14 protein-coding genes are annotated in these 14,242 nt (G+C 61.7%); 10 read left to right on the top strand and 4 right to left on the bottom strand.

The window, feature by feature from the left end:
• Nucleotides 1-335 precede the first annotated feature (335 nt).
• The 4 genes from OJ996_RS06475 (at nt 336) to OJ996_RS06490 (ending at nt 4,597) form a co-directional block, all read left to right on the top strand.
• Nucleotides 336-1,247, top strand: a complete 912-nt coding sequence (locus OJ996_RS06475; protein WP_264512434.1) for a LysR family transcriptional regulator — start codon at nt 336-338, stop codon at nt 1,245-1,247.
• Nucleotides 1,222-2,157 carry a LysR family transcriptional regulator gene (locus OJ996_RS06480; protein WP_264512436.1) on the top strand — a complete coding sequence of 312 codons (936 nt, stop codon included), beginning with the start codon at nt 1,222-1,224 and terminating at the stop codon, nt 2,155-2,157. The genes OJ996_RS06475 and OJ996_RS06480 overlap by 26 nt, the downstream gene beginning before the upstream one ends.
• A gap of 87 nt (nt 2,158-2,244) precedes the next feature.
• On the top strand, nt 2,245-3,480 hold the full coding sequence (locus OJ996_RS06485; RefSeq protein ID WP_264512438.1) for a hypothetical protein: 1,236 nt from the start codon (nt 2,245-2,247) through the stop codon (nt 3,478-3,480).
• A 304-nt stretch (nt 3,481-3,784) separates the two neighbouring features.
• Nucleotides 3,785-4,597, top strand: coding sequence for a hypothetical protein (locus OJ996_RS06490; RefSeq protein WP_264512440.1), 813 nt, complete (start codon nt 3,785-3,787; stop codon nt 4,595-4,597).
• Between the two features lie 88 nt (nt 4,598-4,685).
• On the opposite strand, the gene OJ996_RS06495 is transcribed toward OJ996_RS06490, so the two are convergent.
• Nucleotides 4,686-5,036: a hypothetical protein gene (locus tag OJ996_RS06495; protein ID WP_264512442.1), complete on the bottom strand. Its 351-nt coding sequence runs from the start codon at nt 5,034-5,036 to the stop codon at nt 4,686-4,688.
• Between the two features lie 161 nt (nt 5,037-5,197).
• Here OJ996_RS06495 and OJ996_RS06500 point away from each other — a divergent pair, with 161 nt between their 5' ends.
• Complete coding sequence (locus OJ996_RS06500) at nt 5,198-5,470, top strand: hypothetical protein (RefSeq protein ID WP_264512444.1); 273 nt, start codon at nt 5,198-5,200, stop codon at nt 5,468-5,470.
• 221 nt (nt 5,471-5,691) lie between these two features.
• Here OJ996_RS06500 and ribD read toward each other — a convergent pair whose 3' ends face one another.
• The gene (ribD, locus tag OJ996_RS06505; protein WP_425605551.1) at nt 5,692-6,729 is read right to left on the bottom strand and encodes a bifunctional diaminohydroxyphosphoribosylaminopyrimidine deaminase/5-amino-6-(5-phosphoribosylamino)uracil reductase RibD; all 1,038 of its coding nucleotides are present in this window, start codon (nt 6,727-6,729) and stop codon (nt 5,692-5,694) included.
• 141 nt (nt 6,730-6,870) lie between these two features.
• On the opposite strand from ribD, the gene OJ996_RS06510 reads away from it, so the two are divergent.
• Genes OJ996_RS06510 through OJ996_RS06525 form a run of 4 tightly spaced genes read left to right on the top strand, consistent with a single transcriptional unit; the run spans nt 6,871 to nt 10,187 of the window.
• Nucleotides 6,871-7,449: an STN domain-containing protein gene (locus OJ996_RS06510; protein WP_264512448.1), complete on the top strand. Its 579-nt coding sequence runs from the start codon at nt 6,871-6,873 to the stop codon at nt 7,447-7,449.
• A 41-nt stretch (nt 7,450-7,490) separates the two neighbouring features.
• Nucleotides 7,491-8,819: a sensor histidine kinase gene (locus tag OJ996_RS06515; RefSeq protein ID WP_264512450.1), complete on the top strand. Its 1,329-nt coding sequence runs from the start codon at nt 7,491-7,493 to the stop codon at nt 8,817-8,819.
• Between the two features lie 22 nt (nt 8,820-8,841).
• Complete coding sequence (locus OJ996_RS06520; protein ID WP_264512452.1) at nt 8,842-9,489, top strand: response regulator transcription factor; 648 nt, start codon at nt 8,842-8,844, stop codon at nt 9,487-9,489.
• Nucleotides 9,490-9,539: 50 nt separating this feature from the next.
• Nucleotides 9,540-10,187: an SDR family NAD(P)-dependent oxidoreductase gene (locus tag OJ996_RS06525; RefSeq protein ID WP_264512454.1), complete on the top strand. Its 648-nt coding sequence runs from the start codon at nt 9,540-9,542 to the stop codon at nt 10,185-10,187.
• A 14-nt stretch (nt 10,188-10,201) separates the two neighbouring features.
• Here the strand turns inward: OJ996_RS06525 and OJ996_RS06530 are convergent, their stop codons facing one another.
• Both OJ996_RS06530 and OJ996_RS06535 read right to left on the bottom strand, forming a co-directional pair.
• Nucleotides 10,202-10,783 (bottom strand): type II secretion system protein, encoded by a 582-nt coding sequence (locus OJ996_RS06530; protein WP_264512456.1) that lies wholly within the window; start codon nt 10,781-10,783, stop codon nt 10,202-10,204.
• A 124-nt stretch (nt 10,784-10,907) separates the two neighbouring features.
• Nucleotides 10,908-11,228, bottom strand: coding sequence for an RNA recognition motif domain-containing protein (locus OJ996_RS06535; RefSeq protein ID WP_264512458.1), 321 nt, complete (start codon nt 11,226-11,228; stop codon nt 10,908-10,910).
• A 173-nt stretch (nt 11,229-11,401) separates the two neighbouring features.
• Between OJ996_RS06535 and alaS the strand changes: the two genes are divergently transcribed.
• Complete coding sequence (gene alaS / locus OJ996_RS06540; RefSeq protein ID WP_264512460.1) at nt 11,402-14,224, top strand: alanine--tRNA ligase; 2,823 nt, start codon at nt 11,402-11,404, stop codon at nt 14,222-14,224.
• Nucleotides 14,225-14,242: the final 18 nt, after the last annotated feature.

The raw sequence follows: 14,242 nt of genomic DNA on the forward strand, positions 1-14,242 counted from the left end.
CGGGAGTCCTTCTGAAGTTCGGGCGGAGCGTGGTGGCGGCCTCCCGGATTGTCAAAGGGGAAGGGTCGGAAGGATTTTGCCCCTTCCATCGAAGCGGCGGACAAGCAACCATCCCGGCAAAAGATGGTTAAGTAGTAAATAAATCTGACATTCCTTAACTTGCCTTCGCGTATCGATAGGTTTTTGCTGAGGTCCCGGCTAGGTCATACCCGCTCTATACCCGGTCCGGGGGTACTTTGCTTTTTTTATAAAATGACTAACCGTTGTTGACATCTAGATCATCAAACATTACTAAGTAACTGCACTACACTGCTGTTCCCCTTCCTCCCACTTCGATGAACCTTGACCCTTTGCACCTACGTGCATTTACCGCCCTCATGAATGAGGGTTCGGTAAGTCGCGCGTCACTGGAGCTGCGTACCAGTCCCTCCAACGTGAGGCGTATCTGGCAAAGCTTGGAGGAACAATTGGGAGACCGATTGTTTATCTCGAACGAAACCGGCGAGACACGCCCGACAAGCGCGGCAAAACTTCTCGACCGGGAGATGACCTCGCTTCTCGCCGAGATGCGTCGTTTTGAAGCCTCGGTGGACAAGATCCACCGCAACGGCCGCACCCTGCGTCTGGGAGCCGACAGGAATGTTTTCAATACCCGCCACTTCGGCCGCCTCTTCAATTCGCTCCGGCACGACAGCCGTTTCCGGATCTCTTTCCTTGAGGTGAGCGGCGATGATGGCCGCGGTGCCCTGGAATCCGGAGCCTGCGACATGGTTTTCGCCTTGGATGGCACTCCGGGCCGCCGCTTTGAAACACGCTACCTGCCGCCGATGCGTTTCGACGTGGCCTGCGCACGCCAACGCGAGGGAGAACCGACGCTGGATCCAAGTGCACTGGCAGACCTGAACTGGTCGCTCGCCGACTTTTCCACCCGCCCCCTGGCCTTGGACCGGCTGAAGAAGATCGAAGCCTGCGGTGGGGGCAGCGGCTCCCTCTGCTCGCAAACCCAGTTCATGCGCTGGGCGGAGGAGCGGCCGGAAGGCGATACCGAAGCGATCGTGTGCGTACAACCGGCTTCCTTCAGCCGTTCCCCGCAAGTTAGCTTTCTCCCCTTTGAATCAGTGGCCGGCTTCCCCCTCTGTGTGACCTATCTCAGGCAGCATCCTTACGAATTCCTGCCGGTGATCACGGATCAGATGGAGCGCGCCCTGAAACCACCGGCCGATGGATCCCGACCTTCCCTGTCTTGAAACCTTCGTGCAGCTTGCCGATTGCGGCAGCTTTTCAGAAACCGCCGCCCGGCAAGGAATCAGCCAGCCGGCCGTAAGCCAGCGGATTGCCAAATTGGAAGCCAACACCGGCCTCCGTCTCTTCCAGCGGGTGCAGGAAGGTCTGAAAATAACCCGCGAGGGCAAGGAGTTGCTCGAGATCGCCCGCAAGATCGTGGCGGAGCACCAGCGGCTCGGCATCCGGATGGGCCGGCACGTGCGGGAGATCCGTGGAATCGTTCGAGTGATGATCGATCGTTCGATCGCCGGGAACCGTATCGAGGCGGGTTTGCGGGAAAGAATCCCTTCGCCGGAGCATCTCGATATCGTCCATCCGGAAGGCTTTCTCTGTTGGACCTCCGCGCTCGAACAACATCAGGTCGATATCGTGGTCACCGGGACCTTTTTACAGATCGGTGATTCCGCCGCACTGCAACGGGTGGAGCTGGAAAGACAGCAGGGAACCACGCTCGCCTGGAACCGGGTATATTTCGATCTGGACCCCGCCAACTTCCGCTTCCCGGAAATCATGCGATCCACCATCTTGGTACCGAGCGAGCGACTGATCCCCGGATATATGCCCTTCTTGGAGCGTTGGTGCTCGGAGTCGTACGGACTCCTGCCCCCCGACATGATACCCTTCGACGACGAGAGTTCCGCCCGCGAAGCATGCATCTCGGGGCTCGGAATCCTCGTGTTCCCGGGCGAAGCCGACAAGCGGATGGGCATCGAAAGCGCCGGGCTCGGGATCCTGAAGACCTTCGATTTCCTGCTTCCCGACGCCTTCACCTACGCCATTCATTTACGTACCGGGGAAAAGGCAACGCAGGTCCTTGAGACGGCGCTGAAGATCAACGACGCCTACAAGTCGCCACGTCCATCACAAGCGTGAACTTAACTTCACCTTATAACTCAATAAGGAGAAAGTTCAAGCGGCAGTTTGTTTGTAACGGCGAGAGCATCGACTCTCACCGTTGCTATGAAACGCTGTATATCCCTTACGCTCGCAGCACTTCCCGCGTTCGCGTCCTCCCTAGGGGCCGAAGCTATTGTCGATGGATCGAACTATGGTGACCTGTTCAATCCGTCCGGTGCCGCAGTTACCGTCGTTCACCCCACCGCTCCCGAAGGTTCCATCGCGCAGCTGCTGCTGAGCGGCAATGGTTCCGGCCCGCTCGGGCTTCATTGGGACGCCGAAGCTACCGGCGGCCTCAAACTGGCAACCAATCTTATCCTGGACGACGAAATCGTTCTGGCTTCAACCGGGGCACAAGTCCGGCTCAGCGGATCCGCCTTGGAATTCAACCAGGTAAGCACCGGAGTTCTGTCGCTGCTTGGCACCGGCGTGACGATGAACTGGAGCGCCACCGCCACCTTCGACAAGGCGGGTGCGGTCGTGGCTCTTTCGCCCAACTCGGTCTACGAGATCAGCTTCAACGTGGTCGATGGTAGCGGGCTCCTGAACTCGACCCTCGGGATCACGCCAAGCTTCGGGATGCAGTTGCTCGACGGTGCCAACAATCCGGTGGGTTCTTCCACCGGCGGCACCCTCATCAACGTCCTGGGCCTCGACCTGCTCGAAGTGGTGGGCGCGCCACAGGGGACGGGGCGGGCCACGGTGCGATTCCGTACCGGCACGACGGTCGGCTCCGGCGCGGCGAAGGTGCGCTTCACCGGCGGTGCGGTCCTGCCGCTCAACCTGCTGGGAATCGGCTCGAACTTCGCAACCATTTCAAACCTGATGGTCGAGCAAATCGACCCCTACACCGTTTGGGTGGAAGACAACGAGATCCCGGAATCGATGCAGGATCCGGACGCCGATCCCGACAGCGACGGCAAGCCGAACAAGCAGGAGTATGCACTCTCCACCGACCCCAACTCCGGCGGCCACGACGACGTGGACTTCGCGACCGGCGATCCGGATGGCAGCGGTCCGGAAACCTCCGCCTTCGTGATGACGCTGCCGGTGCGCAGCGGAGCCCAATTCTCCAACCAAGGGGGAGACCAGATCGCTACGCAAGATGGTGCGAACTACCGGGTGGAAGGCTCGTTCGATCTGGCAAGCTGGAGTCTCGCCGTATCCGAGGTGACCCAGGACGACGCCTTCGTGGCTGACTTGCCCGCTCTGCCGGTGGGCTGGGAATACCGCTCCTTCCGCGTGCCGGGACAAACTCCCGACAGTGTCCGCGCCTTCCTGCGCGTGAAATTCGACTGACAGGTACAGGTGAATCGGCGGCCCGTGTCCCGCATGGACCGGGCCGCCTGCTTTCTTTCCGACTCGTTGGTAAAAACAATCTCCCGGGGAGTGTGCCCCGGGGGGACAGCACAGCGCCGGAGCCGGGGTCCTCCCCCGGCTCCGGGGCAAGCGTGGGAAACGCACCCCCCGCGATCGCGTAGCGTTAGTCATTTATTCTTATTGCTTTATAAGAATAAAGTCCCGTCAGGGCATTGAGCAGGGTTGGGCTTTCCCCCATGGTGTTCAGTGCATGAAATGCTGCGCACCCCTCCTCGCTGCAGCGTTGGCCTCCTCCTGCTACCTTGCAAACGGCCAATCGCTTGTAGACGGCTCAAACTATCCCGGGCTCTTCTCGCCTGCGGATGAAATCACGGTAGACCCGCCAATCCCCGAAGGGGCAGTGCTGGGAACCTACATCGGCGGCACTGCTAGCGGTGCCTTGGGGACCTACTGGCAAGCGACGGCCCAAGGTGGGGTGGTGCTCGGCTCCAACCTGCTGGGCGAGATCCGCGTGGCAGATACCGGAGCCCAGGTTGCACTTTCGGGAAGCGGGCTGGAATTCAACATCAGCAACGATCCGGACTCGCTGCTTGGTGGTCTGGGGGTCGGCCTGGGTGCCACGATGAGTTGGCAAGCCACCGCGACCTTCGACGAGCCGGGAGAGGAGCTCTTCCTCCTGCCTAACACGGTGTACCGCGTGGTCTTCGACGTGGACGGTAGCAACGGGCTGCTGAACTCCACGCTCGGCCTCACGCCGAGTTTCGGGATCGAGATGCTTGACGGGGCCGGCAATGCGATCGACGCCCCTGCCGAAGACGGGACACTGGTGAACATCATCGGCTTGGAACTGCTCGGCATCATCGGCTCACCTCCTGAATCCGGACGCGCCGTGGTCGATTTCCAGACCGGCTCTTCCGTGGCAGCGGGAGCCGCGGGACTACGCTTCACAGGTTTCGCGATTCTCCCGGCCACCGCGCTGAATCTCGGTACCAATTTCGCCACCATTTCCAACATCAGCATCACTGCCGTACCAGAGCCATCGGCGCTCGCACTCGGATTTGTGGGCGTCGCGTTCACGCTACGCCGTCGCCGTTGAAAAGCCCCCCAGCACGCCTGAAACAGCACATGGCGGCATCGTCGTTCCCCGACGGTGCCGCCATGATTGTTTCAAGGTAACAAGGGTATTATGCGCCGAGAGGCGGAGGCGTATCGGCGGAGACAGGGGAACTCACTTCGGAAGCGGCCTTCTCCGCAGCGCGACGACCATCCCGCATGCCACGCCGAAGGGTGTCCTTCACGCTTGAGGGGACCAATTCCTTGGCAAAACAAGCGGCGAAGCAAGCGCCGAAGGCCGCCCCGTAGGCCATGTCATGAGCAGCTCCCGCCAGGGCCTGCTTCAGCTTGGGGGCGGCCTCCCGCGCGATGGAGGATGCGTCCGCCCGGGCAGAGCTGAACGCTTCTGAGAAAGAGTTGTAACGCGGCGCACCGGTGGTGGATTGCTCTTCGCCAGCAGAGGATGAATTGAAATCGTTCATAGTCGGATTTGTTGTGACGTTCGGTAGCACGATCTCATTCGATTGTTCCGCGCGCCATGGGAAACGGAGGGTTCGTTTGGAAGAAGCCCGGAAAAAATCACGCGGAACTTGAATAAGCACGGCGCATCTCCGTCGGAACCGGTGAATCCCAATTCAACGACATGAAGAAGCTGATCGGAATCCTCACTCTCGGTATCGCCGCACTCGTCGCCACTCCCACCGCGGATGCGAGACACTATCATCGTCCTTCGCGGACCTACGTCGAGTTTCACCGCTCGTGCCGCGGACCAGCCTACATCGAGCGCTACGTCGCTTACTATGATCGCCATGGATGCGCGGTGTGGCGCACACGGGTGATCCCGATCCGCCACCATCATCACCATCGCCCGCACGTGGAAGTGCGGTGGAGCAGCGGCGGCGGTTACTGCCGCTGAGATCGGAGCGGACCTAGCCGTAGCAATACCCGGTGCAGCCTTGCGGCAGCACCGGGTTTTTTCGCGCCGGTGCGTACGAGGTCTGACAAGGGATGAGCGCGAGACCGCGACCCCCGTGGGTTTGGCTTTTGATAGAGTCACTTGCGAGGAGGGCAACGACCAGCCCACGACGCTAGAGAGATGCGTGAAGAGAAGATGAGGGCTGTGTGAAAACCGCGTACTCAATCGCGCCGGACCAATGCCCTGAGCATCACATCGGGTCCGAAGCGCTGGAATGCCGGAGCCTCCAGCTTCACACCCTCTCCCATTCCCGCACCCGCCAGAGCGGGAACAGGCCCGCCACTGAGCAATGGAGCGAGAAACGCAACCCATTCATCGACCAAGCCTGCCTCCACGAGCTCCGCGGCGAGACGGCCACCGCACTCTACCATCACGGAACTAACAGCTCTCTCCACGACAAGCCTGCGTAGAACCTCCGCCGGATGATCGCGATCTTCCACTACGGTCCGCTCACGATGCGCATCGGTGAAGAGATGGGCTTCAGGCGGCAGCGAGGCGGCATCCCGGGTAAGTACCACTCGCCACGGCTGGGCACGGCCCGCGGCGAGTTCCGGATCACGCAAATCAAGGCGGGGATTGTCCCTGCGCAAGGTTTCTCCGGAGGTGAGGATCGCTTCGCAAGAAGCCCGCAGACGCTGGACTTCCGCGCGTGCTTCCAGCCCGGTGAGCCACATGCTCTCCCCGGGTGGCCGGGTAATGCGGCCGTCCAAGCTCATCGCCGTCTTCAGGATGACCCAAGGCATGCCGCTGCGCTGGACCTTCGCAAAAGGACGGATGATTGCGGCGGCTTCATCGGCCAGCACGCCGCTCTGCACGGCGATCCCGGCAGCCGCCAGAAGGCGGTCTGCCCGGCCGGCATGCGCGGGATTCGGGTCCTCCGCCGCATAGACGACACGGCTGATACCGGCCTCGATCAAGCCCTCCGTGCAAGGCGGTGTGCGCCCGTGGGTGGAGCAGGGCTCGAGCGTGACGTAGATGCTGCTACCGCGCAGGGCCGCCTCCCCGTGCGCTTCTCTAACAGCTGCGATCGCTTCCCGCTCCGCGTGAGGCAGACCGGCACCGCGATGCCAGCCGCAGCCGAGTTCCACGCCGTCCTTCACGATCACGGCGCCGACAGCTGGATTGGGCGAGGTACGTCCTGATCCCTTGCGCGCTTCGTCGATCGCGCGTCGCATCCACCGTGCGTCTTCACCTTGCATGGACAATGAGAGGCCATTTCCCGGAAATCTTCGCAAGCCTGCGGCTTGGCTGTTGATCGTGCTGCAAGTTCCCTGCAACTTCTTCATAAGTGGTAAACCCCGCATTTGCCACGTGCCCAAAACCTGCAAACGCAAACCCCAATGAAGATGCGTGTACTGATACTAGCCGTACTGGCAGTCCTGCCCGTGCGCGCCGATACCGCTGCCACCCTTTACAAACAAGGGATGGCCGCGGTCGAAGAAGGAGACGTGAGGGCGGCCGAGCTCGCCTTCAAGGAAATCCTCCGCCTGCAACCGAACAACGCCAACGCCCGCTATCAACTCGGGCAGTTAAAGCAAAACCAGGATTCGATCGCGGCCCGGGCGAGATCGCGACAACTGGCGCAGTACGAAATCGAGCAGATCGATTTCAGCAAGACCGAGGTTTCGGAAGCGCTGGTCGCTCTCGGCATGCTGATCGAGAAGAAATCCGGAGGGAAGTTCGCACCGAACTTCATGATTCAGGATCCTTCCAACCGGCTGGCCGATCGCGAGGTGACGCTTCAAGTCAAGAAGGTGCCTGCCTCGGCAGCACTCAACATGATCCTGCAGCAAGCCGGTGCGAGCGCGCGCTATGAGAAGCACGCGATCGTGATCGTGCCGCGACCCAGCACCTCCAGCAGCGAGGAATCCGCCGTGCAACCCGTGAAGAAGGGTAAAGCGGACAAGACGACCGAATGATCTTTGGCCATCCCGCAGGGTGAGCTAATCTCTCCTGCGGGATGCTCCCCGATCTCCGCACGCTGATCCTAGCCACCAGCATACTCTGCGCCGTACAGGCGATGGGGATGCTGGTGCTCTGGACCCTGAACCGGCGGATGAAGGGAATTCCCTTTTGGGCCGCGGGCAATGTCTTCAACGCGGTGACCACCGCCTTGCTGCCGCTGCAAGGGGTAGTGGACAACCGGATAATCACGACGCTGATCCCCAATCTGAGCGCGATCGCCGCCGCGGTTTGCTATCTGGTAGGGGCCCGCAGCTTCCTAGGGCAGAAGCAGTGGAATGCGACAGGAACGATCGGGTTGCTGATCTTGATCCCCTGCTACGCGTACTTTGTTTTCATCCACGACAGCCTGAGCGCGCGGATCATGATGGCCTCGGTCCTCCTGCTGTTCCTTTACGGCCAGTGCGGGATCGCCCTGCTGCGTGACAAGACGGATGGGATGCGATTCTCAACGCGCTTCACCGGCTTCATGTTCCTGGGTTATGCGGCGCTGCTGGTACTCCGCATGCTCAGGGTGGCCATGGAACCGCCCCCCGCGACATTGTTCGATGCCACCATGGCGCAATGGCTAACCTTCCTGGGAACGGTGACCTTCGCCTACCTCTGGAACTTCGGCACCATCCTTCTTATCATTCAGCGGCAGACACTCGAGATCTCGGAAGGACATGCGGCCCAGCTGCGTGCTGAGGAAGCATTGGCCGCCACCCGGCGCGAGGCCTTGGTGCGTGATCTCCATGACGGGATCGGCGGGATCACGGCGAATCTCGCAGTACTCGCCAGCTTGGGCCGAGAGGAAGAACAGGGACCTGCCCGTGAAGAAACGCTGCGCCATATCCAAACGATGGCTCTGCAAGGCAGCCGTGAGGTGCGGAGCCTGATGAGCACGCTGGAGAAGAACCGTCTGCCGTGGGTGGAGTGGATGACCGAGATCCGGAATTATGCGCAGGAGCTCTCCGATACGCGCAGCATCAGGCTGGTGTGGAACGTGCTTGGCACCCCGGATGAAGCAATCACGGGAGATGCAACCGCAGCGATTTCCCTGAGCCGTGCGGTGAAGGAAGCCATTCATAATCTAACACGTCATTCGCAAGCCAGCGAAGCCCGCATCGAGATCGAGTTTGACGCTGATCATTTGCGTATCCTCATCGCCGACAATGGCTGCGGACTACCCGAAAAAGTGCGTGCCGGGCGCGGCTTGGGTAATATGAAACGACGTGCCGAGGAACTCGGAGGGAGCTGCGGAATCAGCACCAGTGAAGGCACTTCCGTCCTCTTCAACCTACCGCTACCCCTCAAATACCCCGATGCTAGCCTTGTCGCCCGTTGATTCTATCAAGACATCTGTTCAAGTGATTCGTATCATCGTAGTAGAAGATGATCCGCGCCTGCTGGAAAACTTGGCGAAGCTTTTGCAGCGACGTGAAGACTTCGAGGTAGCGGCATGTTATTCCAATGCGGAAGACGCACTCGCGGCGAACCTGTGGCAAGCCGGCGACGTGCTCATCTCCGATATCGACCTGCCTGGCATGTCCGGTATCGAGCTGATCGCCAAGGTGAAGGAAGTTCAGCCCGAAGTTCTTCCACTGGCTTATACCATCTATGAGGATCGGGACACCGTCTTCGCCGCCCTGACCGCCGGTGCTTTCGGGTATCTTGTAAAAGGCAGCTCGCCGGAGACCTTGGAAACCTCGATCCGCGAGCTGGTGCGGGGCGGCGCGCCGATGAGCCCGTCGATCGCGCGGCGCCTGCTGGATCGCTTCCTGCAAGACTCACCGCCCCAAGAGTCCGTGGCGCTCTCGACCCGTGAAGTCGGCTTGCTGAAGCTGGTGGCCCAAGGCCTCATCTACAAGGAGATCGGCGAGCAACTCGGAATCAGCCCGCACACGGTGCACACCCACATCAAGAACATCTACGGCAAGCTGCATGCGACCGATCGCGCCCATGCGCTGCGCCGCGCGCGGATGCTGGGTTATCTGGAGTCTCAGGACGAAGGCTAAGTCGGCATCGCTTCTTGCGGGCGGGACGGGCAGCTCTCACGCTGGGAGGCGTGAGCGGACAGGTGATCATCACCGGGGGTGAAGGCGGTCTCGGGCGGGTGCTCGCGGCGGCCTTCGCAGATGCGGGCCACGAGGTGCTTGCGCCGGGGCGGAGCGAGTTGGATGTCTGCGACGCCAGCGCGGTGAAGGAGTTCTTCAAGGACCGGGCGGTGGATCTCCTGATTTGCAATGCAGGGCTGACCCGGGACGCCCTGCTCGGGAAGCTGCCGGAGGAGGACTGGGACGCGGTGATGGAAAGCAATCTGCGTGGCGCAGCGCGTTGTGCTGCGGCGGCCTCGCGGGGAATGCTGCGGGCGCGTGCGGGTCACTTGGTTTTTATCTCCAGCCACTCGGCGATTCACCCGCCCGCCGGCCAAGCGGCGTATGCGGCGGCGAAGGCCGGGCTGATCGGGCTAACAATGTCTCTGGCGAAGGAACTGGGCCCGGCGGGGATCCGGGTGAACGCGGTGCTGCCCGGATTTCTGGAAACACGGATGACCAAAGGACTCAGCGTGGAAAGGCGGGAGGAGGTGCGGGCGGAGCATGTGCTAGGGCGCTTCAACACCGCGGAGGCGGTGGGGCAGTTTCTCGTGACGCTGCACGAGAGGATGCCCCACAGCTCCGGGCAGGTTTTCCGCTTGGACAGCCGGGTGGGCTAAACCCCGCGAAGCGCTTACCAGGATTTCACGTCATCGCCGCCGCCCGCCTTCCCGTCGGCACCGAAGCTGTAGGCGATCACGGATTCCCGAACGACCTTCCCCGCGTTGAAGGGATCCGGGACCTCGCCGTCGTTGTCGGTATCGATCACCAGATAGAGGGCGTTCCCCCAGGAATCGTAGAGGCCCTCGGGCTTCGCTCCGGAATCCTTGCTGGTGTAGACGAGTCCGCCTTGGCTCTTGTTCGAGCTCTCGCGGAAGGTGGCGAAGTCGATCTGCTTCTTGTTCTGCATCGAGTCACCTACCTCCTCCTTACCGAGCAGGATGGTCAGGAGTTCACCTCCCACCTCGCCTTCGACGCGGATCTCCTCACTCTGAGCCCCGAAATCCGGATAGCGGCTGTATTCGCGGTTGAAGTCGTCGATCGCATGAACGAGTCCGACGGCGTCGTTCTTGGTTTTAGTCTCTTTACCTCGATTCATTGCCCGGGCTCCGACGCTCAGGCCCATGGCGGCCAAGACCACGATAATGGCGATCACCACGAGGAGCTCGACCAAGGTGAAGCCGGCGAGGCGGCGAGAGACGAGACGGGTTTTCATGCTACGGCAATGGGTTAATTGGTTTCCGAAACAAAAAGGACCAACCTGAGACCTAGGGACGTAACTTTACGCCCTATCCAACCATGGATAGTAATCGATGAACCTGTCTTGCCAAGCTGGAAGCTTATCGTTTCCGCGGCGGACGGGGCGGGCGAGGCTGCCGCTTCGGGGCGGGGCGGGAAGGCGGGGGCTCTTTGAGCAGGGAGGAAGATGCTGCGCGTTTCACGCGTAGCTTCTCGGACCCGAGCTGGGAGCCATCGAGAGCCTCGACGGCAGCGAGCGCCTCATCGTGACCGGGCATGTCGGCGAAGCCAAAGCCCTTCGACTTGCCGGTTTCCTTGTCCAGGACGAGGTCGAAGCTGCGCACCTTGCCGTGTTTTTCGAGGACTTTGCGCATTTCCGCTTCGCTGATGGAGCGGTCGATGTTCCGGACGAGGATGATCATTCGGGGAAAGCACTAATCATTAATTCCCTAATCATCAATCGAAGTGTGCGGGAGAATAGGGGCGCAAGCGTTTGGACGCCGGATGGGGGTGGCGGAATCGGCACAACCCAGCCCGGGCTTTACTCGCCGCGCGCTATCCGCCACCTTCCCCGCCCTTTCCGCCTCAACGACCCATGACCGCAGCCGAGATCCGCCAGAGCTTCCTCGATTTCTTCCGTGAGAAGCAGCACACCATCGTGCCCTCCGCCTCGCTGCTGCCGCAGTCGCCGGGTCTGCTCTTCACGAACGCGGGGATGAACCCTTTCGTCCCCTACTTCTTGGGCGTTGAGAAGGCACCCTACGATCCGCCGCGCGCCGCGGACACGCAGAAGTGCATCCGCGCGGGCGGCAAGCATAACGACCTGGAGGATGTCGGCTACGACACGTACCACCACACGTTCTTCGAAATGCTGGGGAACTGGTCCTTCGGCAACTACTTCAAGAAGGAGGCGATCCACTGGGCTTGGGAGCTGGTGGTCGAGCGCTGGGGCCTGCCCGCGCACCGCCTGCACGCTTCCGTCTATGCACCGCAGCCGGGCGACCCGGGTCACTTCGACCAAGAAGCATGGGATATCTGGGCCGAGCTCTACATCTCCAAGGGCTGCGACCCGAATGTCCAGATCGTGCACGGCAACCGGAAGGACAACTTCTGGCAGATGGGCGAGACCGGTCCCTGCGGTCCCTGCTCCGAGTTGCACGTGAACCTGACCCCGGCCGGCGACCCGATGGAGGGACGCCTGCTGGTGAACAACGACTCGGACCTCTGCATCGAGATCTGGAACCTCGTCTTCATCCAATACAACGGCGAGGCCGACGGGACCTTCCGCGAGCTGCCCTCCAAGCACGTCGATACCGGCATGGGCTTCGAGCGTGCCTGCTCGATCATCCAGGGCACGAAGGGCTTCACCGACTTCTCGCAGAAGCCTAGTAATTACGCGACGGACGTTTTCCAGCCGATCTTCCGCAAGATCGAGGAGCTGAGCGGGAAACCCTACGCAAACATCTACCCGCCGCTGAATGCGGACCGCACGGCCTTCACGGAAGAGATGAAGGAGGCGATCGCTTTCCGCGTGATCGCGGATCATCTGCGCACGCTTTCGTTCTCGATCGCGGACGGGATCATGCCGGGCAACACCGGCCGGAACTACGTACTGCGCCGTATCTTGCGCCGCGCGGTGAAGTACGGGCGCCAGCTTGGTTTTTCCGGCGAGAAGCCATTTTTCGGCGCGCTGGTGGGGACCTTGGTGCAGGAAATGGGCGCCGCTTTCCCCGAGATCAAGAACCGCGAGGAATCCATCCGCAAGACGCTGGAGCAGGAAGAGGCGAGCTTCAACCGAACGCTCGACCGCGGCCTGAAGCTTTTCGAAGACGCGGTGAAGGATGCGAAGGACGGCCGCATTTCCGGCGAAGTCGTCTTCGAACTCTACGACACTTACGGCTTCCCGGACGACCTAACCGCGCTGCTCGGCAGCGAGCGCGGGCTGACAGTGGATACCGAGGGCTACAAGGCCCTGATGGAGCAGGCCAAGCAGATCAACCGCGAGGCCCGCACCTCGGTGGTGGTCCGCGCGCTGGATATTTCGACCGACGCCGTGACCGCCTTCACGGGCTTCGACGCCGACGAGGCGGAAGCCACGGTGCTGGAGGTGCACCCGCAGGAAGACGCGCTCTTCGTGATCACGGACACGACGCCTTTCTACGCCGAGATGGGCGGCCAGTCCGGAGATACGGGAAGTCTCGTAATTGATGGCAGCGAGTATCCGGTCAACGGCGTGCAACAGGTCGGCAAGGCGCGCGCACATATTGTCGACGGCTCCGTATCCGTGAAGCCCGGTGACAAGGTGACGCTGAAGCTGGATGCTACCCGTCGCCGCCCGATCGAGGCACACCACACGGCGACGCACTTGCTCCACTGGGCGCTGCACGAAGTCGTTTCGAAGGACGCGGCGCAACAAGGCTCCTCGGTGGACGAGAACCGCCTGCGCTTCGACTTCAACAGCGGGGCAGTGACTGCCGAGCAGATCGCGGAGATGGAAGAAAAGGTGAACGCCTGCATCATCGAGAACGATGCGGTGTCCTGGAAGGAAGTGCCGCATTCGGAGGTGAAGGGCCGGGCAGACATCATGCAGTTCTTCGGCGACAAATACGGCGAGTTCGTGCGCGTGGTGCAGATCGGCGGCGGGCGAGGCGACCTGACCGGCTACTCGATGGAACTGTGCGGCGGCACGCACGTGCGCAACACCGCGGAGATCGGTCTTTTCAAGATCAAGAGCGAGGGCGCGATCGCTTCCGGCGTGCGCCGGATCGAAGCGGTTTGCGGTGCGAGCACGCTAGCCTTCCTGAAGGAATCCGCGGCCCAGCTCGACGCCGACACGAAGGCGGCGGAGGCGAAGCTGCAGGCCGCGAACGAGAAGCTCGCGAGCATCGGTGAAGCCGGCGTGCCCGGGAAAGACTCGCCGCTGCCGGACGTGGAATCCTACTACGAAGCCGCGGACATCCGCGCGATCAACGATGCCTTCAAGGCCGCACGTGCCGCGCTGGAAGCCACCAAGGAGGCCTCGATCGAAGCAGAGAAGCGCTTCAAGAAACTCCAAGCCGGTGCCGCCGCCAAACAGGCGGATGCCGCTCTGGCCGAACTGATCGCAGCGGGTGGGCCGATCGTGGCCAGCTTCGAGGCGGATGCCTCGCTCCTGCAAGAGCTGCTCAACGGTATGAAGAAGCAGGGCTTCACCGGCGCGGGCTTCGTGATCGTCGACGATGGCGACAAGCTGCACCTGGGTGCCTACTGCGGTGATGCCGCGCAGGCCACCGGCCACAAGGCCGGGGATATCCTGCGGGATCTCGCGGCGATCGCCGGTGGCAAGGGCGGCGGCAAGCCGGACCAAGCCCGCGGCGCGGCGCCGGAACGCGGGAAGCTGGGCGAGATCGTGGAAGCGGCGAAGGCGCGATTGGTCTAACGCGACGCGTTACGGCCG

This window comes from Luteolibacter rhizosphaerae (assembly GCF_025950095.1).
In the GTDB taxonomy this organism is placed as follows: Bacteria; Verrucomicrobiota; Verrucomicrobiia; order Verrucomicrobiales; family Akkermansiaceae; genus Haloferula; species Haloferula rhizosphaerae.